General features: G+C 64.5%; 24 protein-coding genes. 6 read left to right on the forward strand and 18 right to left on the reverse strand.

Annotated features, from left to right (window positions below):
- Nucleotides 1–120 precede the first annotated feature (120 nt).
- The 4 genes from UP09_RS22650 (at nucleotide 121) to UP09_RS22665 (ending at nucleotide 4454) form a co-directional block, all read left to right on the forward strand.
- On the forward strand, nucleotides 121–1461 hold the full coding sequence (locus tag UP09_RS22650) for a lytic murein transglycosylase (protein WP_245302146.1): 1341 nt from the start codon (nucleotides 121–123) through the stop codon (nucleotides 1459–1461).
- A gap of 245 nt (nucleotides 1462–1706) precedes the next feature.
- A complete protein-coding gene (locus UP09_RS22655) occupies nucleotides 1707–2210 on the forward strand; it encodes a DUF1993 domain-containing protein (protein WP_044540510.1) in 504 nt (167 codons plus the stop codon).
- Between the two features lie 192 nt (nucleotides 2211–2402).
- Nucleotides 2403–3263, forward strand: a complete 861-nt coding sequence (locus tag UP09_RS22660; protein WP_044540511.1) for an SDR family NAD(P)-dependent oxidoreductase — start codon at nucleotides 2403–2405, stop codon at nucleotides 3261–3263.
- 87 nt (nucleotides 3264–3350) lie between these two features.
- Nucleotides 3351–4454: an alkene reductase gene (locus UP09_RS22665; RefSeq protein WP_044540512.1), complete on the forward strand. Its 1104-nt coding sequence runs from the start codon at nucleotides 3351–3353 to the stop codon at nucleotides 4452–4454.
- A gap of 185 nt (nucleotides 4455–4639) precedes the next feature.
- Here UP09_RS22665 and UP09_RS22670 read toward each other — a convergent pair whose 3' ends face one another.
- The 8 genes from UP09_RS22670 to UP09_RS22705 all read right to left on the reverse strand — a co-directional run bounded on the left by UP09_RS22670 (nucleotide 4640) and on the right by UP09_RS22705 (nucleotide 13698).
- Entirely contained in the window at nucleotides 4640–5782 is a 1143-nt protein-coding gene (locus tag UP09_RS22670; protein WP_044540513.1) for an alpha-hydroxy acid oxidase, read from the reverse strand.
- 7 nt (nucleotides 5783–5789) lie between these two features.
- Entirely contained in the window at nucleotides 5790–6629 is an 840-nt protein-coding gene (locus UP09_RS22675; RefSeq protein ID WP_044540514.1) for an IclR family transcriptional regulator, read from the reverse strand.
- 3 nt (nucleotides 6630–6632) lie between these two features.
- Nucleotides 6633–7538 (reverse strand): 4-hydroxy-tetrahydrodipicolinate synthase, encoded by a 906-nt coding sequence (gene dapA / locus UP09_RS22680; protein WP_044540515.1) that lies wholly within the window; start codon nucleotides 7536–7538, stop codon nucleotides 6633–6635.
- A gap of 32 nt (nucleotides 7539–7570) precedes the next feature.
- Nucleotides 7571–9310: an ABC transporter permease subunit gene (locus tag UP09_RS22685; RefSeq protein ID WP_245302149.1), complete on the reverse strand. Its 1740-nt coding sequence runs from the start codon at nucleotides 9308–9310 to the stop codon at nucleotides 7571–7573.
- Nucleotides 9311–9356: 46 nt separating this feature from the next.
- On the reverse strand, nucleotides 9357–10457 hold the full coding sequence (locus UP09_RS22690; RefSeq protein WP_044540516.1) for an ABC transporter ATP-binding protein: 1101 nt from the start codon (nucleotides 10455–10457) through the stop codon (nucleotides 9357–9359).
- 14 nt (nucleotides 10458–10471) lie between these two features.
- A complete protein-coding gene (locus UP09_RS22695; protein ID WP_044540517.1) occupies nucleotides 10472–11551 on the reverse strand; it encodes an ABC transporter substrate-binding protein in 1080 nt (359 codons plus the stop codon).
- Nucleotides 11552–11554: 3 nt separating this feature from the next.
- The gene (locus tag UP09_RS22700) at nucleotides 11555–13027 is read right to left on the reverse strand and encodes an FAD-binding oxidoreductase (RefSeq protein WP_044540518.1); all 1473 of its coding nucleotides are present in this window, start codon (nucleotides 13025–13027) and stop codon (nucleotides 11555–11557) included.
- A 188-nt stretch (nucleotides 13028–13215) separates the two neighbouring features.
- Nucleotides 13216–13698, reverse strand: a complete 483-nt coding sequence (locus tag UP09_RS22705; protein WP_044540519.1) for a MarR family winged helix-turn-helix transcriptional regulator — start codon at nucleotides 13696–13698, stop codon at nucleotides 13216–13218.
- Nucleotides 13699–13760: 62 nt separating this feature from the next.
- Between UP09_RS22705 and UP09_RS22710 the strand changes: the two genes are divergently transcribed.
- Entirely contained in the window at nucleotides 13761–14930 is a 1170-nt protein-coding gene (locus tag UP09_RS22710) for an FAD-dependent oxidoreductase (RefSeq protein WP_044540520.1), read from the forward strand.
- Between the two features lie 71 nt (nucleotides 14931–15001).
- Entirely contained in the window at nucleotides 15002–15814 is an 813-nt protein-coding gene (locus tag UP09_RS22715) for a tetratricopeptide repeat protein (RefSeq protein ID WP_044540521.1), read from the forward strand.
- Here UP09_RS22715 and UP09_RS22720 read toward each other — a convergent pair.
- From UP09_RS22720 to UP09_RS22765, 10 genes are all read right to left on the reverse strand, one after another.
- Nucleotides 15803–16513 carry a hypothetical protein gene (locus UP09_RS22720; protein WP_044540712.1) on the reverse strand — a complete coding sequence of 237 codons (711 nt, stop codon included), beginning with the start codon at nucleotides 16511–16513 and terminating at the stop codon, nucleotides 15803–15805. The two genes, UP09_RS22715 and UP09_RS22720, sit on opposite strands and share 12 nt — an antisense overlap.
- Before the next feature lie 116 nt (nucleotides 16514–16629).
- Nucleotides 16630–18414 (reverse strand): ABC transporter substrate-binding protein, encoded by a 1785-nt coding sequence (locus UP09_RS22725; RefSeq protein WP_044540522.1) that lies wholly within the window; start codon nucleotides 18412–18414, stop codon nucleotides 16630–16632.
- A 77-nt stretch (nucleotides 18415–18491) separates the two neighbouring features.
- Nucleotides 18492–18818, reverse strand: a complete 327-nt coding sequence (locus UP09_RS22730) for a DUF2160 domain-containing protein (protein WP_044540523.1) — start codon at nucleotides 18816–18818, stop codon at nucleotides 18492–18494.
- A 10-nt stretch (nucleotides 18819–18828) separates the two neighbouring features.
- Nucleotides 18829–19635, reverse strand: a complete 807-nt coding sequence (locus UP09_RS22735) for a carbohydrate ABC transporter permease (RefSeq protein WP_044540524.1) — start codon at nucleotides 19633–19635, stop codon at nucleotides 18829–18831.
- Nucleotides 19635–20537: a carbohydrate ABC transporter permease gene (locus UP09_RS22740; protein ID WP_044540525.1), complete on the reverse strand. Its 903-nt coding sequence runs from the start codon at nucleotides 20535–20537 to the stop codon at nucleotides 19635–19637. The genes UP09_RS22735 and UP09_RS22740 overlap by 1 nt, the downstream gene beginning before the upstream one ends.
- A complete protein-coding gene (locus UP09_RS22745) occupies nucleotides 20537–21622 on the reverse strand; it encodes an ABC transporter ATP-binding protein (protein ID WP_044540526.1) in 1086 nt (361 codons plus the stop codon). Before UP09_RS22745 ends, UP09_RS22740 begins: the two co-directional genes overlap by 1 nt.
- Nucleotides 21623–21634: 12 nt before the next feature.
- Nucleotides 21635–22774, reverse strand: a complete 1140-nt coding sequence (locus UP09_RS22750) for an ABC transporter ATP-binding protein (protein WP_044540527.1) — start codon at nucleotides 22772–22774, stop codon at nucleotides 21635–21637.
- The gene (gene glpD, locus UP09_RS22755) at nucleotides 22771–24315 is read right to left on the reverse strand and encodes a glycerol-3-phosphate dehydrogenase (protein ID WP_044540528.1); all 1545 of its coding nucleotides are present in this window, start codon (nucleotides 24313–24315) and stop codon (nucleotides 22771–22773) included. The genes UP09_RS22750 and glpD overlap by 4 nt, the downstream gene beginning before the upstream one ends.
- 244 nt (nucleotides 24316–24559) lie before the next feature.
- Nucleotides 24560–25390 (reverse strand): DeoR/GlpR family DNA-binding transcription regulator, encoded by an 831-nt coding sequence (locus UP09_RS22760; protein WP_044540529.1) that lies wholly within the window; start codon nucleotides 25388–25390, stop codon nucleotides 24560–24562.
- A gap of 182 nt (nucleotides 25391–25572) precedes the next feature.
- Nucleotides 25573–25767, reverse strand: a complete 195-nt coding sequence (locus UP09_RS22765; protein ID WP_044540713.1) for a hypothetical protein — start codon at nucleotides 25765–25767, stop codon at nucleotides 25573–25575.
- Nucleotides 25768–25898: the final 131 nt, after the last annotated feature.

The raw sequence follows: 25898 nt of genomic DNA on the forward strand, positions 1-25898 counted from the left end.
CGGCGGCCGATCCGCCTGCCGAAGCCCAATTGGTCTAAAGCGGCCCTCCCCGTTGTTGCCCGGTGCCGGGCTGGTGTATGCAGGGCAGACCTTTCCCTCGATCTGCACACGGTGACATCGATGCCAGCAGCTTCCCTCCGCGCCCCGATCATGATCGTAGCGTTGGCGGCTGCGCTGGGGCTCTCATCCGTGGCTCTGGCGCAACAGCCGTTGCTGGTCCCCGTAAAACCCACGCCTGCCAAGCCGCGGCCAGCGGCCGTGTCCTCGCCACGGGCCGCGTCCTGCCACAACGGGCATGCCTTCGATCGCTTCCTCACCGAGCTGAAGAGCAACGCGGTCGCGGCCGGCGTCTCGCAGCGGACGCTTGCCGAAGCCGCGCCCTACCTCATCTACGACCAGGGCATCGTCAATCGCGACCGCGGCCAGCGCGTGTTCGGGCAGATCTTCACCGAGTTCGCCGGACGCATGGCCGCGACCTACCGGATGCAGCAGGGCCAGCAATACATCAAAACCTATTCGGCAGCGTTTGCGCGCGCCGAGAAAGAGTATGGCGTGCCGCCGGCCGTGATCGCCGCGTTCTGGGGACTGGAAAGCGATTTCGGCGCCAACATGGGCAATCTCGCCACGCTGAAATCGCTGGTGTCGCTCGCCTATGATTGCCGCCGCTCGGAGATGTTCCAGGGCGAGACCATCGCGGCGCTGAAGATCATCGAGCGCGGCGATCTGACGCCCGAAGAGATGGTCGGCTCCTGGGCCGGCGAGCTCGGGCAGACGCAATTCTTGCCGACGCATTACTTCAACTACGCTGTCGATTACGACGGCGACGGCCATCGCAATTTGTTGCGCAGCGGGCCCGACGTGATCGGCTCGACCGCGAACTACATCGCCAACGGATTGAAGTGGCGGCGCGGCGAGCCGTGGTTGCAGGAGGTCCGCGTACCAGCGGCTGCGAATTTCCCGTGGGATCAGTCCGACCTCACCATCAAGCTGCCGCGCAGCAAGTGGGCCTCACTCGGCGTCACCGCGACCGACGGCAAGCCGCTCGCCAATGACGACATGCCGGCCTCGCTGCTGCTGCCGATGGGCCGCACCGGCCCGGCGTTCCTCGCCTATGCGAATTTCGCCGCCTACACCGAGTGGAATAACTCGCTGATCTATTCGACCACGGCGGGCTATCTCGCCAGCCGCATCGCGGGCGCAGCGCCGATGCAGCGGCCTCACGCGCCTGTCGCGCAACTGCCGTTCAACGAGATCAAGGAGCTGCAGGCGCTGCTGGTGCGCGCCGGCTATGATGTCGGCAAGGTCGACGGCGTGCTGGGCCAGGCCAGCCGCAGCGCGGTGAAAGCGATGCAGATCAAATACGGCCTGCCGGCGGATTCCTGGCCGACCACGGAATTGCTGACGCGGATGCGCGGGCCGCGCGCCCAGCCGGCGGAAGCCGCAATGCCGGGGATAAGGTAGTCTTTGTGCCCCCTCGCCCCGCTCTTGCGGGGAGAGGGTTGGGGTGAGGGGCTCTCTCCACGAGTTGTGCGCGTAGATAAACCTGTACCCCCTCACGCGGATCGCATCTGCGATGCGCAGTAAGGACGAAGAATATTTGATCAAGTGTTATCGCCTTCCGCAGTTGTATTCTCCCCCTCCCCGCCCCATTTGCAGCATGCCATTCCGGCCCACCCGGATTTTCATCCCAAGACAAAGAGCATCCCATGTCCTTTCATGACGCCGTCGTCCCCGCCTACCTGCAAATGCTGAACAGCCTCACCGGCATCCTCACCAAGGCGGAGGCGCATTGCGAGGCGAAGAAGATTGCGCCCGAGGTGCTGCTGGGATCGCGGCTCTATCCGGATATGCTGCCGCTGTCGAAGCAGGTGCAGCTGGTTTGCGATCACGCGTCACGAGGTTGCGCGCGGCTGACGCACAGCGAGGTGCCCTCCACGCCCGACACCGAGACGACGTTCGGCGAATTGAAGCAGCGGCTGGCCAGGACGATCGACTATGTGAAGTCGTTCACGCCGGCGCAATTCGAAGGCGGCGATGCCAAGGACGTCACCTTCCCGGTCGGCGCCGGCCGCAACATGACGCTGAAGGGCCAGCAATTCGTCTCCGCGTTCTCGTTCCCGAACCTGTATTTCCACGCTGTGACCGCGCACGGCATCCTGCGCCACAACGGCGTCGAGATCGGCAAGCGCGATTTCCTCGGCGTCAGCTGACGCGCGCTTCGCGCGCGTCATTCCGGGGCGATGCGCAGCATCGAACCCGGAATCTCGAGATTCCGGGTTCGTCCTTCGGACGCCCCGGAATGACGATTGGTAACTCATAAATTCCCGCCGCGGGATTTTCGCCTCGCTTGCGCGGCCGTGCTACTGCTCCCTGACAACAACAAGACGTCAGGGAGCACGCCAATGTCCACCACCACCCACGCACCCAAATCCGTCGACCCCTCCGCGTCGCTGCATGCGGAAGCGCTGGGGCTTGCGACGAACCACGGACGGCTCACTGGCCGGCGCATCATCGTGGTCGGCGCCGGACAGCGTACAATCGTCGACGAGGAGCCGCCTGTTGGCAACGGCCGCGCGATGAGCGTGCTGTTCGCGCGTGAGGGTGCTTCGATCGCCTGTATCGACGTCAACAAGGAGGCGGCCGACGACACGGTCGCGCAGATCACCCGCGAAGGCGGCAAGGCGTTCACCGATCTGGTCGACGTCTCCGACGTCGCGGCGATCGCGCCTGCGGTCGAGCGCTGCGCGCAAAAGCTCGGCGGCCTCGATGGCCTCGCGTTGAATGTCGGGATCTCCTCCGGCCTGTCGCTGCCCAGGATGACCGCGGAAGCCTGGGACCGGGATTACGCCGTCAACGTGCGCAGCCACATGCTGTTCGCGCAGAAGGCGCTCGAGGTGATGGCGCCGGGCGGCGCGATCATCCTGATCTCCTCGATGGCGAGCCAGCGCGCCAACGGCCGCAACCCGGCCTATGAATCCTCCAAGGCCGCGCAGATCGCACTGGGGCGGGCGATCGCGCGGGCCGGTGAAGAAAAAGGCATTCGCTGCAATGTGATCGCACCCGGCTTCATGGACACCCCGATGGGCCGCGACGCCAGCCGCAGGCGGCCGGACCGGGCGGTGACAGTGCCTTTCGGCCGCCAGGGCACCGGCTGGGAGGTCGCCTATACCGCCCTGTTCCTGATCTCGAACGAATCCTCCTACGTCAACGCGCACACCCTGTTCCTCGATGCCGGTCACATGGGCGGGATCGTGCGCAGCTAATCTGCAGGGCGCGAATGGCCCAGCCATTGCGCTCGCCGCCGCAATGCACAAATCTCCCTTATCCGTAACTCCCTGGAACATTTCCTCATGAGCCAATCGACCAAACTTTTCGAGCCCTTCAAGCTTGGCAAGCTCACGCTGCCGAACCGCCTGGTGATGGCGCCGCTGACACGCAACCGCGCCGAACCCGGGAGCTTCGTGCCGAGCCCGCTTGCGGCGGACTATTATGGCCAGCGCGCTTCCGCCGGCCTTCTCATCACCGAAGCGAGCCAGGTCTCGCACCAGGGCCAGGGCTATCAGGACACCCCCGGCATTTATTCAAAAGCGCAGGTTGAGGGCTGGAAGAAGGTCACCGATCGCGTGCACGAGCACGGCGGACGCATCTTCATCCAGCTCTGGCATGTCGGCCGCATCTCGCATGTCGCGCTGCAGCCGAATGGCGGCAAGCCGGTCGCACCATCGGCGATCCGCGCCAAGGGCAAGACCTTTGTGAACGGCACCTTCGCCGATGTCTCCGAGCCGCGCGAACTGGAGTTGTCGGAAATCCCCGGGATCATCGAGGACTTCAAACGCGGCACCGCGAATGCGCTGGCCGCCGGCTTCGACGGCGTCGAGGTCCACGGCGCCAACGGCTATCTGCTCGACCAGTTCGCCAAGGATGGCGCCAACAAGCGCACTGATGCCTATGGCGGCTCAATCGAGAACCGCGCCAAGCTGATGCTCGAGGTCACCAAGGCGGCGGTCACGGAGGCCGGCGCGGACCGCACCGGCATCCGCATCTCGCCGGTGACACCGGCGAACGATATCTCGGACTCCAACCCGCAGCCGCTGTTCGACTACATCGTCGATCACCTCAACGCACTGAAGCTGACCTACATCCACGTCATCGAAGGCGCGACCGGCGGCCCGCGCGACATCGCGCCGTTCGACTATGCGAGCCTGCGCAAGCGCTTCAAGCAGGCCTACATCGCCAACAACGGCTACGACTTTGCGCTGGCCAACAAGGTGTTGGAATCTGATGCCGCCGACCTGATCGCATTCGGCAAACCGTTCATCTCCAACCCCGATCTGGTCGAACGCCTGAAGAAGGGCGCGCCGCTCAACGACTGGGACAAGAACACCTTCTACGGCGGCGGCGCCAAGGGCTACACGGATTATCCGACGCTCAAGGCGACCGAGGCGGCGGAGTAAAGACGCTCGCTGTCTCTCCAACGACGTCATTGCGACGAGCGCAGGCGACGAAGCAATCCATGCTTCCACTGGGGCACTATGGATTGCTTCGCTTCGCTCGCAATGACGGCAGAAATCGAAGGCCGGGAAAGTTTCCCGGCCTTCTTTCCGCGAACCGGTATCCACTTCGCTGGAAAACGCCTAGACTAGCGAAGCTGCGTCTTGAGTTCGGTGACGCGCTCCACGCCGAGAAACGCCATTGCGGTATCCATCTCGCGCAGGATCATGCGCAACACCGCTTCCGCGCCTTGTTCGCCGCCGACGGCGAGCCCCCATAGCGGCAGGCGGCCGACAAGAACGGCATCGGCGCCCAGCGCGCAGTATTTCAGCACATCCGTTCCACGCCTGACGCCGCTGTCGGCAAGGACCGTCAGGCGCCCTTGCACGGCGGCGGCGATCGCCGGAATGCAATCCGCGGGCGCCGGCAAGCAGTCGAGATTGCGGCCGCCGTGGGCCGAGACCACGATCGCGTCGGCTCCGACCCCGGCCGCCGTCTCGGCATCCTTCACCGCCAGTACGCCCTTGATGGTCAGCCTGCCGGGCCAGACATCGCGCAGCCAGCGCATATCGTCCCAACTCAGCCGATGCTCCAGCCGTACGGCTTCCGCGACGCTCGGCCGCGTGATCGCCGTACGGAATTCCGCCGGATAGTGGCCGTAGGTCGGAATGCCCTCGCTGAGGAGATAGCGCATGAGAACACCGAGCAGCCAGCGCGGATGCCGCGCCACGTCGGCCACGCTGCGCAGGCTCGGCGTAAACGGAATGCCGAAGCCGTTGCGCTGATTGTATTCCCGGTTCGGGGAGACCGGCGTATCGGCCGTGACAAGCAGGTTGTCGCATCCGCAGTTGCGGGCGCGCTCCAGCAGCCGCGCCGTGAGGTCGCGGTCGCGCCAGACGTAAAGCTGAAACCAAAGCTTGGCATCGGGCGCGCCTCGCCGGATCGTCTCGATGGTCGTGACCGATTGCGTCGAGATGCAAACCGGGATTCCGACACGCGACGCCGCTCGGGCAAGCTTCGTCTCGCCGTCATGAGCGACAAGCCCGGCAAGTGCCGTCGGCGCCACGGCCAGTGGCGCGGCGATACGCGCTCCAAGCAGCGTCGTGTCGAGATCTCGCTCGCTGTGGCCGGCCAGCACCGCGGGCATCAGGGTGATGCCGTCGAGCGAGGCACGCAGGCGGCTCAGCGCGGTTTCGTCCTCCGTGCCGCGGTCGATATAGTCGAACAGGCCGCGCGGCAACATTTGGCGCGCCCGGCTGCGATAGTCGTCGGCATTCAGGAGCATCGGCATCGGCGTTTCAGGCGACGTAGCGTATGAACTTGGACTTCGAGACCGAGGTTGCGGCGACGTGAACATGCTGAACGAGCTCGGCTTCGGCCCGCTCCTTGGTCCAGCGCGTCGTGGGCACGGAGATGTTGACCGCGGCGATAGCCCGCCCGTGCTCGTCGATGATCGGCGCCGCCACGGAAATATCACCCATGACGCTTTGGTTGACCTGGATCGAATAGCCGCGCTTGGCGGCGAGGTGCACCTGTTCCATGAGCTTGTCGGGATCAGTAATCGTGTACGGCGTGAGTGGCTCGAGCCGCGTACGCCTCAAGATGTGCTGTTGCTCCGCCTCCGGAAGGGCCGCCAGGATGGTTATGCCGGAAGCCGTGAAGTAGGCCGGCAACCGGCTTCCGATCACGAAATCGATATGGATGAGGTGCCGGCCAGGAAAGCGCGCCACGAACACGACCTCGTGGCCGTCGAGCTCATGCAGATTGCAGGTCTCGCCGAGATTGCGGCTCATGTCGAGGAGATAGGGCGAAGCCTTGTCGATCAGATCGTTGGCCTTGAGATAATTGTGCGAGAATTGCAGCACCTTGGAGGTCAGGCCGTAGTTGCGCGTGCCGTCGATGCGTCTGAGATAGCCGAGCGTCTCGAGCGTGTAGACCAGCCGCTGCGTGGCGCTGCGATCGAGGCTGGCGGCGCGCGCGATATCTGCGAGCGTCATATACCGCCTGGGGCCGTCGAAGGCATGCAGGACCTGGAACGCCTTCTCGGTCGAGCCGACGAACAGCGACGAGCGCGCCGGCTCGACGCTCTTGCCCGCGCTCTTCGATGTCTTTCCGGCCTTGCCTGCCTTTGCCGCCATCCCCTAACCCACACCTTCCGTTTCAGCCAGTTGACGGCGGAGTTCCGCCCGCAACGACGCGACCAGCGCCTCGGCCGGCTGCACCAGCGGCGCCAGCATGCGCGGCGCGTTGACGCCGACGAGATCCATCACCGCCTTCATCGGCCCCGGATTGGTCTCCGCGAACGCCATGTTCATGAACGGGATCAGGCGGCGGTGCAGCGTGAGCGCCTCCGCGGTGCGACCGGCGGTTGCGGCCTCGTAGATCTGTCGCCAGGCCCGCGGCAGCAAATTCGCTGTTACGATGATGCCACCCTTGGCGCCAGCGGCGAGGTGAAGCGGAAACAGGCTGTCCTCGCCGCTCAACACCGCGAAATTGTCGTCGACGCCGGCGACGACCTGCAGGAAATGATACATGTCGAGATTGCAGGCCTTCATTCCGATGATGTTGGGATGCCGCGACAGCTCATGCAGGATTTTCGGCTCGACCGCGATCCGGGTGCGGTAGGGAATTTCGTAGATCAGCACCGGCACGGGAGACGCATCCGCATAGCGCAGGAAATAGTCGCGGATACCAGCTTGTGTAGGGTTGGTGTAGTATGGCGTGAGGACCAGCACGCCGTCCACGCCCTCCGCGGCGAATTCCTTGGTCGCCTGGAGCGCGTCATGGAAACCGGTGTCCAGCACACCTGCGATCACCGGACCCTTGCCGGCCATCGCGGCAACCGACAGGCTCGCCATCCGGATGCGCTCGCGGCGCGACAGCGCGCCATATTCGCCGGTGCCGCCGAGCGGCACCACGCCGTCGATCCCCTGCTTTAGCAACCAGGCAAACAGCGCCGAGACCGCGCCGGCATCGATCGTGTCGTCGGCCCCGACCGGGGTCGGAATGGCGGGGAAAACACCGCGAAGACGAGTGGAGTTGAGCATGGTCAGAACCTCAGATTGACAGGACGGAATAGCTAGTTGGCGGCCACGCGGCGGCGCAGGCGTTCAGCGACGAAGATCAGGATGCCCATGAAGATGAAGAGGCAGGTCGAGACGGCGGCGATGACAGGCGAGACCTGAAGCGTCACCTCGTCCCAAAATTGCTTGGGCAATGTGGCGTTCAGACCGCCGGTGGCGAACAGCGCGATGGTCAATTCGTCGAACGAGGTCGCAAACGCGAACAGGAACGACGACATCATTCCGGCACCGAGGATCGGAAAGGTCACGTAGCGAAGCGTGGCCAGCGGACGCGCACCGAGACTCTGCGCGGCGTGGTCGAGCCGGGTGTCGTAGTTGCGCAGCACCGCCATCATGGTCATCACCACATAGGGCACCGCGACGACGGTATGCCCGAGAATGAGGCCGAAGGCGCTGCCGACCAGGCCGATGCGCGCGAACACGTAGAACAGGCCGACGGCGATGATCATGCGCGGCACCACGATCGGCGACAGGATGAAGGCGAGCCAGGCCGCCTTGCCCGGAATGTTGCTGCGCACCAGCAGGAACGCGGCCGGGGTCCCGACCAGCATGGCGAGCGCGCCGGTGCCGAGCCCAACCAGCAGCGAGCGCACCACCGCCTGGGTCCAGACCGGCGACTGCAACACCTCCTGGTACCAATGCAGCGTAAATCCCTGCGGCGGCCAGTTGAGGCCGCCGGTGCCGAACGACAGCGGGATCATCAGGAACGTCGGCGCGCTGATGATGAGGAGCATGATCCAGACGAAGCCCTGCAGCCAGAGGCCAGGCGTATCGGGACCACGGTCCCGTCGTGACGGCAGCACGCGGATGATGCGGTCGGAGATCGCGCCGAGCAGCGTCAGGACGACGTCACCGATCCTCTCAAAACTGCCCGACAGGCGCGATGGCCTGGCGTTGGCCGCCGTGGCAGCTCCGGTCATGGTCGAAAGGCCGAGCAGCCGGTCGTAGACCACGAAGACGACGAGCACGACGAGCAACAGCAGCACGGAGATCGCGCCGGCAAAACCCCAGTTCATGGTCTGCTGGACCTGATCGATAATCAGTTGCGTGATCATGGTCTCGCGGCGGCCGCCGAGCAGCGCCGGCACGATGAAGAAGCCGATCGCGGTGACGAACACCATGATGCCGGCCGCGGCGACACCGGGCAGCGACAGCGGGAAATAGATCTTCCAGAACGCCATGCCGGGACCCGCGCCGAGCGTCGCCGCGGCGCGCGGCAGATTGCGGTCGATGTTGTCCATCACCGAGAGCATGGTGAGCACGGCGAGCGGCAGCAGCGCATTCACCATGCCGACCAGGACGCTGCCAAAACTGTAGAGCAGATCGAGCGGAGCCGAGACGATGCCGAGCGACAGCAAGAGCTTGTTGATGACGCCGTTGCGTCCCAGCAGCACGACCCACGCGAAGGCCCGCACCAGGAAGCTGGTCCAGAACGACAGCAGCACCCAGAACAGCAGCGTCGCCTTGCGCTCCTTGCCGACCAGCGAGATCAAATAGGCGATCGGATAGCCTGTGACGACGCAAACCAACGTTGTCACCAGCGATATCTTCAGGGTAATGAGCAGGACGTCGACATAGACCGACGACGCAAACAGCTGGCGATACTGCGCCAGCGTGAAACCGCTGTCGTTGTGGATGCTCAGCAGCAGCAACTGACCGACCGGGTAGACCAGGAACAGCGCCAGCAGCAGCACAAGCGGCGCGCCCATCGCGGCCCAGGTCAAGACCGGAGTCAAGACCGGAGCCTGTTGCAGAGTGCGCAGCCGTCCCACCGCCCTCACCTCAAGCTCCCTTGGCGTCGCGGATCGCAACGGCATCGGCCGCATTCCAGCCGAGCGACAGCATCTGTCCGATCGCGTACGGCGCAGCACTGCTGCGGGTCGGATAGGCCGCGACCAGTGGCGCCATACCTGCCGTCTCCGGCGCGATGTAAAGCCGCGTCAGGCTGCCGCTGATCATCACATCGGTCAGCCGTCCCGTCAGCTTGCCGTGTCCGGAGCCGGCGCTCTCAACCGTGAGATTCTGCGGCCGCACCATGATTTTGATCGGCTCGCCGGCGGCAAACGCGCTGCCATTGCCGACAGCGCGCGACCGCGCCTCCCGGTCGGCAAGGACGATGTCGAGTCCGTCTGCATCGACGGCCTGCACCGTGGCACCGAGCAGATTGGACTCGCCGAGGAAATCCGCGACGAAAACCGATTTGGGGCGGAAGTAGAGATCCTCGGGCGTGCCGAGCTGCTCGATCGCACCGGCATTCATCAGGCAGATGCGATCCGACATCGTCATCGCCTCCTCCTGGTCGTGGGTGACATAGACGATCGTGGTGCGCAGCTCGCGATGGATGCGCTTGATCTCGAGCTGCATCTGGTCGCGCAGCTTCTTGTCGAGCGCGCCGAGCGGCTCGTCCATCAGGATGATGGCGGGACGATAGACGATGCAGCGCGCCAGCGCGATGCGTTGCTGCTGGCCGCCGGAGAGTTCGCGCGGGTAGCGCTTCGCGACATGCGGCAGTCGCACGGTGTCCAAGGCCTCGGCCGTGAGCCTGCGCGCCTCGACGTCGGCTATTTTTCGCATCTTCAGCGGAAACGCGATGTTGTCCTCGACCGTCATGTGGGGAAACAGCGCATAGTTCTGGAACACGACGCCGATGTCGCGCGCATAGGCGGGGCTATGCGTCACATCGGCATCATCGATCAGGATTCGTCCCTCATCCGGATGCGCGAGCCCTGCGATCAGGCTGAGCAGCGTCGTCTTGCCCGATCCCGACGGGCCGAGCAGCGTGAGGAATTCACCCTTGGCGACGTCCAGACTGGTCGGCGCCAAGGCGACGAAGTCGCCATAGCGCTTGCTGAGGTTTGCGACGCGTAGGCTCGATGAGGCCATGCCTGCTCCGATGGTTAGGCCAAAATCCAGCTATTGAAGCGCTCGATCACCGCCGCCTGGTTGTCGAGCCAGAACTTCGGATTGATCTTGAGGCCGACCTTGATGTTATCTGGATAGGTCGGGCAGTTCTTCGCGATCTCCGGCTTGACGTAGTTGAATGCCTCCGGCTGCGTCAGGCCCGCCGGAAAGAATTCGGTCAGCGCGGCCATCCGCTTCGGATCGGACGCGAACTTGATGAACTCGCGGCACGCATCGGCATTCGGCGAGCCGGCGAGGATCGACCAATTGTCGCCGCCCCAGACGCCCTGGTTCCAGACGATCTCGACCGGCGCGCCCGCCGCCTGCGCGGACTGCGCGCGCGACACCCAGGTCGGGATCATGTCGATCTCGCCTGAGGTCAGCATCTGTTCGACCTGCGCGCCCGTCGTCCACCACACCGCGGCGGCGGACTTGATCTTGTCGAGCGATGCAAACGCCTTGTCGAGGTCGCAAGGGTAGACCTGCGCGGTCGGCACGCCCGCCCCCATCAACGCTTCCTCGATGGTGTCGAACGGATGCTTGCGCACGGCGCGGCGGCCCGGAAATTCCGTCACGTTCCAGAAATCGGCCCAGGATTGCGGCGCCTTGCGGCCCTTGAACGCATCGGAGCGATAGGCCAGCACGGTCGTGTAGACGTTGGTGCCGACGCCGTAAGGCGACATATATTCGGGCGGGATGGTCTTGATGGCCGGCTCCGACTCCAGGCCGTGCTTTTCGAGATAGGGCGTATTACCGCTTGTCAGGATCAGGATCGCGGGCCAGCTGATCTTGGCCATGTCCCAGGTGTAGTTCTTGGTCTCGACCATGGTCTTGATCTGCGCGATCGGCTCGGCGGCGGCCTGGACGCCGACGACCTCGATGCCGGTCGCCTGCGTGAACGGCCGATAGAACGCCGCACCGTACGCCTTGGTGTAGATGCCACCGTCATCACGCACCACGATGCGTTTTCCCGCTGCGCGCGACGGCGACCAGATCGCAGGCGCAGCCAACGCGGCGGCACCGGTTGAGAGCAGCAGGCTGCGACGAGAAATTCCGGTGTTCCGAGGTGTGCTCACGTTTCAGGTCTCCCTTTGTCTGGTGGTTGCGACTGACGGCGAAACAGATGGTGCAGCGGCCGGCGGCAGCACGCGGCCGGGATTGAACAGACTGAGCGGATCGAAGGCCTGCTTCACCGCCCGCATCAAAGCGAGCTCGACCGGCGCCTTGTAGCGCGACATTTCGCCGATCAGCGTACGTCCGATGCCGTGCTCGGCGCTGAAGGTGCCGCGCAGCGCGCCGGCGGCGTCATCGATCGCCTGGCGAACCCGGTCCGCGAGGCTGTCGCGATCCGGCATGGCGTTCCATTCATCAAAACTGAAGAACGGAATGAAATGGATGTTGCCGTCGCCCATATGCCCAACGACGACCACGGGCACATCAGGCACGATCGCGCGCACGGAAGCAGTCGCCTGCGCGATGAAGGCGGGTACCGCCGACACGGGAACGGCGGTGTCCGAGGTCAGGCCGACGCCGGCCTTCTTGTTGGCTTCCGAGACGCTGTGCCGGACCAGCCACATCGCCTGACGTTGCGCTCCGCTCGAGGCGACGACGGCATCGCTGATCAAGCCTTGCTCGAGCGCGCGCTCCAGCACCGCCTGCATCGTGGCAGTGATCTCTTGCGTGCTTCCGGTATCAGATAGTTCGACCACAACGTGCCAGCCGTCGATCCGCGCCACGGGGCAACGCCGCCCGGGCATTTGCTCGAGCACCAGCCGGATCTGATTGTCGTTCAACAGCTCGAACGCCGAGAGCCGCGAACTGCAGGACGCCTGGAACAGGCCGAGCACGTCGAGCGCCCGTTGCGGATCGTCGACCGCGAGCCACGCGACCGCCTCCGCGGTCGGCAACGGATGCAGCTTCAGCACAGCACCGGTGACGATGCCGAGCGTGCCCTCGGAGCCGATGAAAAGATGCTTGAGATCGTAGCCCGTATTGTTCTTGCGCAGGGCATAGAGGCCGTCCCAGATCGAACCGTCTGATAGCACCACCTCGAGGCCGAGCACATTGTCACGCGTATTGCCGTAGCGCAGCACGCCGGTGCCGCCGGCGTTGGTGGCGATGTTGCCGCCGATCTGGCAGGAGCCCTCGGCACCGAGGCTGACCGGATAGAGGCGGCCTGTCGCCGCGGCGGCCTCATGGATCGTGGCCAGCACGCAGCCGGCATCGACCTCCATCGTATTGTTGACCGGATCGATCGACCTGATGCGGCGCATGCGGGTCAGCGCGACGATGACTGGCCGCTTGCCCTCGTCGAACGGCGTGGCCCCACCACACAGGCTGGTATTGCCACCTTGCGGCAACACCGGAACGCCGTGTTCGATGCAAAGGCGAACGATGGCCGCAACTTGCTGGGGGTTGGACGGCAGCACGGCGCAGAGCGCAGGCGCCCGGAATCGGCCGCGCCAATCTTCGATCAGTCCCGCGAGATCTTCATCCTGCGTCAGGACCGCCGTGTCGCCCAGCAACTGCTTGAACGCCTCGATCAGTGCCATCCACCCGCCTCTCAAAGGAAGCCAACAGAGCCTTACCAGCGCTATCTCGGAGTAATCGATATACGATTACTTCAATTGCATTATGCTAACTATGAGTTCGGTGTCTGGTGGAGTCAAGCCGGGGGGTCGTCGTGAGGCGACTGGTCGCGGGCTGATCGCCCTTTCGCGCACCGGTGCTGCGGATGCTTTTATGCGTCGACCGCCTGGTCGCTCTCCATCTCCGCCGTGACAATGCGGTCCAGGTTTCGATTCAATCGCCGCAGCAGATCCAGCAGCGTTGCGGTCTCGACCGCGCTGAATCCCGCGAGCGCCTGGTCCTGGTTGCGGTGCAGCGCCTTGCGTGCAGCCGGCAGCTTCGCGATCGCGGCCTTGGTCAGCGACACCAATTGGCTGCGGCCGTCGCCCGGCATCGGCGTGCGCCGGATCAGGCCGTCGCGCTCCATCCGCGCCAGAATCTGCGCCATCGATGGCTGCTCGACCCTGACAGCGCGGGCCAGATCACGTTGCGACATCGCCTTGCCGTCGCGCAGCAGATAGAGCACCGGCAACTGCCCGACGCTGAAACCGAGCGGCTTCACCCGCCGTTCGCCGAGCCTCAAGAAGCTGCGCGAGGCCATGTTGACCAGCGGCGCCGGACGATCAAACAAGTCCCAATCGGTTGCATCCGCCATTTACATAGGTCCCTATCCATAATATATAGGCACCTATTTATCCCGGTGAAAGCGTGATGTCCATGAATTCAAGCCCACTCCGTATTGCCATCGTCGGCGCCGGTCCCGGCGGCCTGACACTCGCCCGGCTGCTGCATGCCGCCGGAATAGACGCCAGGGTGTTCGAGCGAGAGACATGCGCGACCGAGCGGCCGCAGGGCGGGACGCTCGATCTGCATGCCGAGAGCGGCCAATTGGCGCTGGCACGCGCCGGCCTCACCGAAGGCTTCCTGCGCATCGCGCGTTACGACGATCAAGGCAGCCGGCTCTATGACGGCGACGGCCGATTGCTACTTGCGGATGACGACACGACCGGCGACCGACCGGAGGTCGATCGCACCGCGCTGCGCGCCTTGCTGCTGCAATCCTTGCCGTCCGGCACCATCAATTGGGGCCACGCCTTGCGCGAGGTCGTGCCGCGGGACGACGGCCTCCATGATCTCGTGTTCGATGAAGCGCGCCAGGGGCCGTTCGATCTCGTTGTCGGCGCCGACGGCGCGTGGTCGCGGGTGCGGCCGCTCGTGTCGCACTACCAGCCGCAATATACCGGGCTCACCTTCATCGAGTTCGGCATCGATGATGTCGATACGCGCCACCCTGTGCTGTCGCGGCTCGTCGGCCGCGGCAAGATGGGTGTCGAAGGCGGCGGCCGAAGCCTGATCGTCCAGCGCAACGGCAACGCCCATCTGCGCGGCTATGCGATCTTCCGCGTGCCGGTCGAATGGGCCGAGCGCCGGTTCGACGTCACCTCGCCGGCGGTGGTACGCGACGCGCTGGTGGATGAATTCGCCGAATGGGCCGACGCCCTGCTGGAGCTGTTCCGCGCCAGCAACGATCAGTTCGCCATTCGCCCGATCCATGCGCTGCCGGTCGGACATCACTGGACCAACCGCGCCGGCATCACCCTGCTCGGAGATGCGGCGCACCTGATGTCGCCTTACGGCGGCGAAGGCGTCAACGCCGCGATGCTGGATGCAGCGGAGCTGGCAGAGCATCTCACCGGGCCGCTTGATTGGCGCGATGCGGTGCGCGCGTATGAGGCCGAGATGTTCGCGCGTGTCGCCGAGCCGGCCAGCCAGGCCGCCGAAGCCGCGGCGACCGAGCTGTCTCATGTCAGCCAGGAGCTGACGCTGGCGCAACACCAGGCGTTTATCCAGATGCGCGCGGCGGCCGGCCACACCGCCGCGCGGTGAACGCTGATCTTGGACTCCGGCGCGTCATGGCCTAGACCTTATCGATCTGGGCTGAACACGGTCGCGCAGGGATGAGCAGGGACAACGCCGAGGAGATCGTTCGCCGCGCGGCCGCAGCATTCAATGCCGGCCGTCGCGACGAGGCGAAGCAGCTCTGCGAACAAGGTCTGCGCCGGCGGCCTGGAGAGCCCGTGCTGAGCCATTTCCTTGCCGCGGTGCTCTATGCCGAGGGCGCGATCGCGCTGGCCCGTGGGCATATCGAGACGAGCCTGGCAAAACGCCCCGACAATGTCGCCGCCCGGCTGCTGGCCGGGCGCATCGCGCGCGCCGCAAGCGACTTCGATGCGGCGATGATGCATCTCGACCGTGCCGCCGTGCTCGAGCCGCAGCGCGAGGTGTTCGTCGAGCAAGCGCGCACGCTCGAACTGGCCGGCCGAAAAGCGCAGGCGCGCGCGGCCTGGGAGGCGATCCTCAAGGTCATCCCGCAACATCAGGAAGCCATGGCGCGGCTCGGCCGCTTGGCCTGGGACGACGGCGACCCGGCCAAGGCCGCACGCCTGCTCGATCGCGCCACCGCTGGTGACGCACCGGCCTCGGTCTGGTTCGATCTCGGCGTTGCCAGGCAGGATCTGCGCGATTTCGCCGCGGCCGGTACCGCATACCGCAAGGCGCTCGACATCAATCCTGATTACGCCGAGGCGGCGCTCAATCTCGGGACCGTGCTCCAGGAGTGCGGCGATCCCGACGCTGCGATGCAGGCCTATGCGCGCGCCTACGACCTGCGCCCGGAGATGTTCGGCTCGATCGCGATGGCGTTGACCTCGGGCTCGTACGGCCGGCTGTGGCTCGACGAGGCAGCGCTGCGCAAAACGTTAGCTGGTTAGCCGTCTGCGCTTGGCGCGAAAATGCTTGCGATAGACGTTGGGCGCCGCCAGCACCTCGCCGACGACCTTCGCATAAGCTTCCCTGTGCGCCTCGTCGAACGGCTCGAACACCAGATCTGGCGCCTCGCGCGGCACGGCGAAGCATTGCGCGACCGGCGTTCCCTTCGGCAGCACGCCGGAGAAATCGGGCTGGGTCCAGACCGCCGGAAAATTGATGCCGCCGTCGTGAAAGCGATCGGCATCGACCAGCCCCGAGATCAGGCGGAACGGCAAATCGTCGCGATTGACCGGATGGGTCGCAAACAGCGACCAGCCCGGCTCGAGCTCGATGGTCCAGAAGCTGTTGAATTTCAGCGCTGCCTGGCCGTTGGCGAACGGTGCGCCGGCGAATTGCGCGACGGGGTGGAAGCTGAGCGGTGCGCGCGGATGGCGCTCCGTTTCAGGCACCGGAATGTCCCAGTCCCAGGCGAATGCGCCGCGCTCGACCCTGACGTCGCAGGGCAGCGGGATCATGACGCCATAGGCCATCGCATCGACAAAGGGCGGGCATTGCTTGACGGTGCGGATCTCGCGGCCATGGATATCGGAATGCGCCTTCGCCGGCATCGCGCGCAACCAGTCGGGCAGCGCGCTGCGCGCCGGAAACGGCCGCGGCAGATGATCGGCAAGTTTTGGATCGCAACGGAAAATCATGCGCATGGCGACCTCCTTGGCCGGGACCCGCGACTTCAATTCTTTGATGTCGATACGGCAATCCCGCCCGCAAAGCAAAAAGGCCGGGATCGCTCCCGGCCTCCTTGTCTCGTTGTTGCAGCTTACTTCGCTTCGGCGCGCTTCGGCGGCGAGGCCGGCCACGACTTGATCAGCGTGTCGTAGTCGATGGTCTCACCCTTCGGCTTCTCGTTGGCAAGCTTGCGCTGCGGCGCGATGTTGCCGTCCTTCGCCGACTTGGCGAACCAGTACTCCGCGGTCTCCTTCTTGTTGAGCTTCGGACCGCAGGCACCCTGCACGCCCGACTTCTCGAGACGCTCCATCACCGAGTCCTGGGCGGCGGCGAGCGCATCCATCGCAGCTTGCGGCGTCTTCGCACCGGACGACGCATCGCCGATGTTCTGCCACCAGAGCTGCGCGAGCTTCGGATAGTCAGGCACGTTGTTGCCGGTCGGGGTCCACTGCACGCGCGCGGGCGAGCGGTAGAACTCGATCAGGCCGCCGAGCTTCGGCGCACGCTCGGTGAACGACTTGTCCCAGATGTCGGATTCACGGATGAAGGTGAGACCGACATGGCTCTTCTTCAGTGACACCGTCTTGGAGACGATGAACTGCTCATAGAGCCAGGCCGCCTTGCGGCGGTCGATCGGGGTCGACTTCAGCAGCGTGAGCGAGCCCACGTCCTGATAGCCGAGCTTCATGCCGTCCTTCCAGTACGAGCCGTGCGGCGACGGAGCCATACGCCACTTCGGCGTACCGTCCGCGTTCATCACGGGCAGGCCGGGCTTCACCATGTCGGCGGTGAAGGCGGTGTACCAGAAGATCTGCTGGGCGATGTTGCCCTGCGAGGGCACCGGGCCCGACTCGGAGAAGGTCATGCCCTGTGCCTGCGGCGGAGCATACTTCTTCATCCAGTCGAGATATTTGACGATCGAGTAGACCGCCGCCGGGCCATTGGCGTCGCCGCCACGCTCGACCGACGAGCCGACCGGACGGCAGCCTTCCATGCGGATGCCCCATTCGTCGACCGGCAGGCCGTTCGGGATACCCTTGTCGCCGTTGCCGGCCATCGACAGCCAGGCGTCGGTGAAACGCCAGCCGAGCGAGGGATCCTTCTTGCCGTAGTCCATGTGACCATAGACCTTGACGCCGTTGATCTCCTTGACGTCGTTGGTGAAGAACTCGGCGATATCTTCATAGGCCGACCAGTTCACGGGAACGCCGAGATCGTAGCCGTACTTGGCCTTGAACTTCGCCTTGTAGTCCGGGTTGGTGAACCAGTCGTAGCGGAACCAATAGAGGTTCGCGAACTGCTGGTCCGGCAGCTGGTAGAGGTGGCCATTCGGCGCCGTCGTGAACGACTTGCCGATGAAATCATCGACGTCGAGCCCCGGATTGGTCACATCCTTGGCTTCGCCCTTCATCCACTCCGTCAGGTCGACTGCCTGGCCGTAGCGGAAGTGCGTGCCGATGAAGTCGGAGTCGTTGATCCAGGCGTCATAGACGTTCTTGCCCGACTGCATCTGGGTCTGGATCTTCTCGACGACGTCGCCTTCCTGGATGACGTCGTGCTTCACCTTGATGCCGGTGATCTCCTCGAACGCCTTGGCGAGCGTGCGCGATTCATATTCGTGCACGGTCAGCGTTTCCGACACGGCGTTGATTTCCATGCCCTTGAAGGGTGCAGCGGCCTTAATAAACCACTGCAGCTCCTTCAGCTGGTCGTCCTTCGAAAGGGTCGACGGCTGGAATTCGCCACTGTCGATCCATTTCTTGGCGGCGGCCTCGTCCGCGCGGGCCGGCGCGGCGATAGCCACCGATGCCGCGATCAGCGCCACCGCGCTGGTCATGGTCAGCAGACCATCCTTTGTGCTTCTCAAGTGTCGCATGTTGATTCCTCCGGTTGCAGCGACAAACTAAGTATCCAGGCCCGGGTAGACCCCGGATCTGCTCTTTTTCGCGTTCTTCAGACGGTGCGAAAGATCACCACGGCCGAAAGAAGCGAAATCACGGTTGCGAGCCACAGGCTCGTAATTTCAATGCCCTCTCCGATCGGCAGCGTCGCGATCGGGTCGGTGCCGACCAGGCCAATCCACGCCAGATGGATCACGGCTGACAGCACCAGCGAAATAAATAAACGATCGCCGCGCGTGGTCGGGATGCGCAGCACACCGACGCGCTCCGCCTCGGGATAGGCGATCCCGAGCCAGGTCATCACCCCGAGCGTGCAGGCCAGCAGCACGAAGAAGATCGCGGTCGGCGGCGTCCAGGCCATCCATGTGATGCTGTCCATGAAAGCCCCCTCAGACCCGGCCGAGCGCGAAGCCGCGCGCGATGTAGTTGCGGACGAACCAGATCACCAGCGCGCCCGGGATGATGGTGAGCACACCGGCAGCCGCCAACAGCCCCCAATCCATTCCGGCCGCCGACACCGTACGGGTCATGACGGCGGCGATCGGCTTGGCGTTGACCGAGGTCAGCGTGCGCGCCAGCAGCAATTCGACCCAGGAGAACATGAAGCAGAAGAACGCCGCGACGCCGATGCCGCTTGCGATCAGCGGCACCAGGATCTTGATGAAGAAGCGCGGGAACGAATAGCCGTCGAGGAACGCGGTCTCGTCGATTTCGCGCGGCACGCCGGAGACGAAACCTTCGAGGATCCAGACCGCGAGCGGCACGTTGAAGATACAGTGCGCCAGCGCCACGGCCCAGGGCGTATCGAACAGGCCGATCGCCGAATAGAGGTTGAAGAACGGCAGCGCATAGACCGCCGCCGGCGCCATGCGGTTCGACAGCAGCCAGAAGAACAAATGCTTGTCGCCGAGGAAGCGGTAGCGCGAGAACGCATAGGCCGCCGGCAGCGCCACCGCGATCGAGATGATGGTGTTGAGGACGACGTATTCCAGCGAGTTGATGTAGCCGGAGTACCAGCTCTCGTCGGTGAAGATGCGCTTGTAGTGCTGCAGCGTCGGCGCGTGCGGCCACAGCGTCATCGTCGTGACGATCTCGGTATTGGTCTTGAAGCTCATGTTGACGAGCCAGTAGATCGGCAACAGCAGGAAGATCAGGAACAGCGCCATAATGACGCGACGGCCGGGAATCGAGTGCATCAGGCCGCTCCTTCCTTGGCCGGGCGGTCGGTGCCGGCATTGGTCATCACGGTGTAGAACACCCAGCACACGATCAGGATGATGAGGTTGTAGACCAGCGACAGCGCCGCGGCCTTGCCGAGGTCGAACTGGCCGAGCGCGATCTTGACGAGTTCGATCGAGATGAAGGTGGTCGAATTGCCCGGGCCGCCGCCGGTGACGACGAACGGTTCGGTGTAGATCATGAAGCTATCCATGAAGCGCAGCAGCACGGCGATCAAGAGCACACGGTGCATCTTCGGGAGCTGAATGGCGCGGAACACCGCCCAGCGCGAGGCGCCGTCGATCTGCGCCGCCTGGTAGTAGGCGTCGGGGATCGACTTCAGGCCGGCGTAGCAGAGCAGCGCGACCAGGCTGGTCCAATGCCAGACGTCCATCACGATCACCGTGACCCAGGCATCGATCTCATTGGAAACGTAGTTGTAATTGATCCCGATGTTGTTCAGCACGTAGCCGAGCAGGCCGATGTCGGGCCGGCCGAAGATCTGCCAGATGGTGCCGACCACGTTCCACGGAATCAACAGCGGCAATGCGAGGATGACGAGGCAGGCCGCGACGCTCCAGCCCTCGCGCGGCATCGACAGCGCGACCACGATGCCGAGCGGCACCTCGATCGCGAGGATCACCCCCGAGAAGAACAGGTTACGGCCGAGCGAGGCCAGAAAGCGGCCGCCGAGGTCGGTCGAGGGGTCGAGCAGCTCCTTGAACCAGCCGACGCCGTTCCAGAAGAACTGGTTGTTGCCGAACGTGTCCTGCATCGAATAGTTCACGACGGTCATTAGCGGCAGGATCGCGGAGAACGCGACCACCAGGAACACCGGCAGCACCAGGAACCAGGCTTTTTGGTTGATGGTCTTGTCCATCAGGCGACCCCCTCGACCAAACGGCTGTCGGCATAAACGTGGATATGCGCGGAGTCGAAGATCAGGCCGGCGGTGTCGCCGGAGATCGAGAACCCCGACGGAACGCGCGCGGAGAACTTGGCGTTACCGACCCTGACGCGGGCGAACCTGATACGGCCGAGATCGTCGATCCGTTCGATCTTGGCCGACAGCAGGCCCGAGCCGGGAGCCGCGACATCGACGAATTCGGGCCGCACGCCGATCTCGATCTTCTTGCCGGCCGGGAGAACGCCATAGTTGCGGTGCAGGGCGATGACATGGCCGTCGACCCGCGCCTCGTGGCCGCTCACGTCCGCCGATACGATGTTCATGCCGGGCGAGCCGATGAAGTAGCCGACGAAGGTGTGCGCCGGCTTGTCGAACAGCTCGGCCGGCGTGCCGCTCTGCACCACACCGCCGTCATGCATCACGACGACGGTGTCGGCGAAGGTCAACGCCTCGGTCTGGTCGTGGGTGACATAGATCATCGTGAGGTCGAGCTCGCGATGCAGCGCCTTCAGCTTGGAGCGCAATTGCCACTTCAGCTCGGGATCGATCACCGTCAGCGGCTCGTCGAACAGCACGGCGGCGACGTCGGAGCGCACCAGGCCGCGGCCGAGCGATATCTTCTGCTTGGCGTCCGCGGTCAGCCGCGTCGCCTTGCGATTGAGGTAGGGCGTGAGGTCGAGCAGGTCGGCGATCTGCTTGACGCGCGCATCGATCTCGGCCCTTTGCACGCCGCGGTTCTTCAGCGGGAAGGCAAGGTTCTCGCCCACCGTCATGGTGTCGTAGATCACCGGGAACTGGAACACCTGCGCGATATTGCGCTTCTGCGTTGACAGCGGCGTGATGTCCTGGCCGTCGAACAGGATTTTTCCGCGCGACGGCGTCACGATCCCCGAAATCAGGTTGAGCAGCGTGGTCTTGCCGCAACCCGACGGTCCGAGCAGCGCATAGGCGCCGCCCTGCCGCCAGGTCATGGTCACCGGCTTCAGCGCGAAGGATTCCGGCGGCGCGTCGTTGCCGCCGTAGGAATGTGCGAGGTCGACGAGGTCAATGCGGGCCATCTTGCATCTCCCTCAATTGCTTTTGTTTGTTGACGCGTTTTCTTCACGCGAACCGCTAAGCACTTCGCTTGAAAACGCTGTGGCAGACGAGGCGACCAGGCGGTCGGCCGCGTCGAACACAAAGATGTTGTCGGGATCGAGCGCGACGCTGAGCACCTGCCCGGGTTCATATTCATGCACGCCATGCAGCACCGAGACCCAGTCCGAGCCGTGGACATGGACATGCACGAAGCTTTCCGAGCCGGTGATCTCGGTCACCGTCACGGTGGCGGAAAACTTGTGGCGGCCGGCCGCAGTGTCGCCGACCTCGAGCTGGTGGGCGCGGAAGCCGACGCGATAGGTGCCGTCGGGCACATTGGCGTACAGGCCTGCCGCCGGCGCCTTTTCGCCGCCGGTGTAGATCACCTCGCCGTTCTTCTTCTCGATGCCGATGATGTTGAGCGGCGGATCGGAAAACACCTGCGCAACGCGCATCGTATCGGGATGGCGATAGACCTTCGGCGTCTCACCGATCTGCAGCGTCTGGCCTTCCCACATGCACACGGTATTGCCGCCGAGCAGCAGCGCTTCCGATGGTTCGGTCGTGGCATAGACGAAGATCGCACCCGAGGCCTCGAAGATGCGCGGCAGTTCGGTGCGCAGCTCCTCGCGGAGCTTGTAGTCGAGATTGGCGAGCGGCTCGTCGAGCAGCACGAGATCGGCGCCCTTGACCAGCGCGCGCGCGATCGCGGTGCGCTGTTGCTGGCCGCCGGAGAGTTGTAGCGGCGTGCGCTTCAGATAGGGCTCGAGTCGCAGCAGGCCCGCGGCTTCCGCGACCCGCTTCTCGATCTCCGCGCGGGGCTTGCCCTGCACCCGCAGCGGCGAAGCGATATTCTCGTACACCGTCAGCGAGGGGTAGTTGATGAACTGCTGATAGACCATCGCGACTGAGCGCTGGCGCACGTCGAAGCCAGTAACGTCCTTGCCGTCGACCAGCACGCGCCCCGTGGTCGGCTTGTCGAGGCCGGCGAGCAGCCGCATGATCGAGGTCTTGCCCGACAGCGTCGGCCCGAGCAGCACGCTGAGCGTGCCGCGCTCCAGCGTCAGCGAAACATCGCGGATGGTCGGAATGCCATCCACGGTCCGCGTGACGTTTTGCAGTGTGACGCTCATGTCCGTCCTCCGGCTTCGCGAAGGGGACGTTCACCGGATACGCGATTGGCGGCCATCCACTCGTCGAGCGCGGCGACTTCGTCCGCCGACATCCGCAGGCCAAGTTTGGATCGCCGCCAGACAACATCCTCCGCAGTCTGGGCCCATTCGTTCGCCATCAGGTACCTGACTTCACTCTCCGTCAAGGTGGCGCCGAACGAACGGCCGAGATCATCGGCGGATTTCGCATTGCCCAGCAATTTGGCAGCGCGCGTGCCGTAGGCATGCGCGAGACGGTTGGCATGCGGCTGCGCGAGGAACGGATGGTTGCGGATCAGTTCGGCTGTCAGCGCCGCAACCGCGGAGACATCCATGTCGCCGCCGGGCAACGGCGACTTGCCGGTCCAGCCCTCTTTTGCTTTCGCGCTGCGAAGATAGGGCGACAGCCGCTCCAGCGCCTCTTCGGACAGCCGGCGGTAGGTCGTGATCTTGCCGCCGTAGATCGAAAGCAAGGGCGCACCGCCCGGAGTGTCGAGTTCGAACACGTAGTCGCGGGTCGCAGCCTTGGCTTCGCTGGCGCCATCGTCATAGAGCGGCCGCACGCCGGAATAATTCCAGACCACGTCCTCGGGTTTGACCGGCTTGGCGAGGTATTCGCTGGCTGAGGCGCAGAGATACTGGATTTCTTCCACCGTCGCCTTCACCTTGGCCGGGTCGCCGTCATAGTCCCGATCGGTGGTGCCGATCAGCGTGAAGTCATCCTGATAGGGAATGACGAAGATGATGCGACCGTCCGCATTCTGGAAGATGTAGGCGCGGTCGTGGTCGTAGAGCTTCTTGACCACGATGTGCGAGCCCTGCACCAGCCGCACCTTGGCCCGCGCATTGACGCCGGCGCCCGACGCCAGCACCTGTTCGACCCAGGGTCCGCCGGCATTGACCAGCGCGCGCGCCTTGATCGTGTCGCGCGTGCCGCTTGCGCGGTCCTCGACCGCGACGTGCCAGATGCCGTCGACCTGCCGGATCTCGACCGCGCGGCTGCGCGTGCGGATCTCGGCGCCACGATCGGCCGCATCACGCGCCGTCAGCGCAACCAGCCGCGCGTCGTCGACGAAGCAGTCGGAATATTCAAAACCCTTGGTGTAGCGGCCCGCGATCAGCGGCTTGCCGACCACGTCAGTCGTGAGATCGACCGAGCGCGTCGCCGGCAGCAAATGGCGGCCACCGATATGGTCGTAGAGGAACAGGCCGAGCCGCAGCAGCCAGGCCGGACGCAGGCCCGCATGGTGCGGCAAGACGAAACGCAGGGGGCGGATGATGTGGGGTGCGATCTGCCAGAGGATCTCGCGCTCGATCAGCGCCTCGCGCACCAAGCGGAATTCGTAATACTCGAGGTAGCGCAAACCGCCATGCACGAGCTTGGTCGACCAGGACGACGTCCCGCTGGCCAAATCATTCATTTCACAAAGAAAAACGGTGTTGCCCCGGCCCGCCGCATCGCGCGCGATGCCGCAGCCGTTAACGCCGCCTCCGATGATGGCGAGGTCGTAAATTCGATCCAAAGAACGCTTCCCCCAGCAACCGCCTTCGCTTCTGCGGTTTTACTTTCGAATGTGAGTAAATCACAACAGAAAACGAAAGCAAATCGAAAATGGGAACTTTCGGTGGGAATCTTTTGGGATTTGAGAGGTTATTGGCTGGGCAATGTGCCTGATCCGTCACCTTCCAGGCTCACCCAGCGGCGCAAGTGCGCCGTAAGGCTCGCACCTCCGACGGGAGGTCGACGAATGCTTTGAGAAAGCTAAATCACACGCTGCGCAGTGAGACCGGCGACGGTTCGGGGCCGTTGTCGTCGATATCGACTTGCGGCTTGTCCATCGCCACGACGACCTCGATGCCGCGCGAATGGCAAATGTTGGCGAGGCCCGCGGGCAGCGGCGAATCGGTGATGAAGGTCTGGATCTGGCTGATATGAGCGATGCGCACCGGCGCGCTGCGGCGGAGCTTTGTTGAATCAGACACCAGCATCACGTTGCGCGCATTGGCGATGATGGCTTGCGCAACCTGCACCTCGCGATAGTCGAAGTCGAGCAGCGCGCCCTCCTCGTCGATCGCGGATGCGCCGATGATGGCGTAATCGACCTTGAACTGGCCGATCAGCTGCGTCGCAGTCGAGCCGACCACGGCGCCGTCGGCACGGCGCACGGTGCCGCCGGCGACCACCACCTCGATGCGCGGGTGACGATACAGCAGCATCGCGACGTTGAGGTTGTTGGTGATAACCAGCAAATCCTCATGCGAGGTCAGCGCGCTTGCGACTTCTTCCGTCGTGGTGCCGATGTTGATGAACAGCGAGCAGCCGTTCGGGATCCGCGCGGCCGCGGCGGCGCCGATCGCCTTCTTCTCGTCGGCGGCAACGAAGCGGCGCGCCTCGTAGGCGAGGTTTTCCACGCCGGAGGCGATGATGGCGCCGCCATGGATACGGGTCAGCGCCCGCTGGTCGCAGAGATCGTTGAGGTCCTTGCGGATGGTCTGCGCCGACACCTCGAATCGTTTGGCAAGGTCCTCCACCATGACCCGGCCGAACGCGCGTGCGATGTTGAGGATTTCAGTCTGGCGATGGGACAGTCCGGCCACGGCGGCACCCCTGAAGCGGCGATGAGCCCATGGTGCGGCCGTTCGGCGCGGAGGTCAACGCGGGAGGTCCTCGTCATTCCGGGGCGCATCGAAGATGCGAACCTCAGATGCGCTGGCGCATCGGGGAATCTCGAGATTCCGGGTTCGATGCTGCGCATCGCCCCGGAATGACCCGGGAAGAGCTAGGACGCCAACTGAAGGGTTTCTCCAGTGGCGAGACGGCGCGCCGCGCGTTCGGCCTCACGGGCAGTGCGGAAGATCTGGCCTTCGAGGCGGTTGAAACGGTGCGATGCCGCAAAGAACTGGTAACCGCCTGCACCGCGCACCACGATACCCGCGGTCTGCGAACTCACTTCGATGACGTAACAGTCGGACATTGTCGGCCTCGGGTTCATTTCCGGGCCGACAACGGCATCGCTGCCGGTTTGTTCCTCGGCCTTTCGGCCCGTCATACCCCGCGCATGCGGGGTATCCAGTACGCCGCGGCTTTTAACCGCCGTCGTCCCTG

The sequence above is a fragment of the Bradyrhizobium sp. LTSP885 genome (assembly GCF_000938305.1).
Classification (GTDB): Bacteria; Pseudomonadota; Alphaproteobacteria; order Rhizobiales; family Xanthobacteraceae; genus Bradyrhizobium.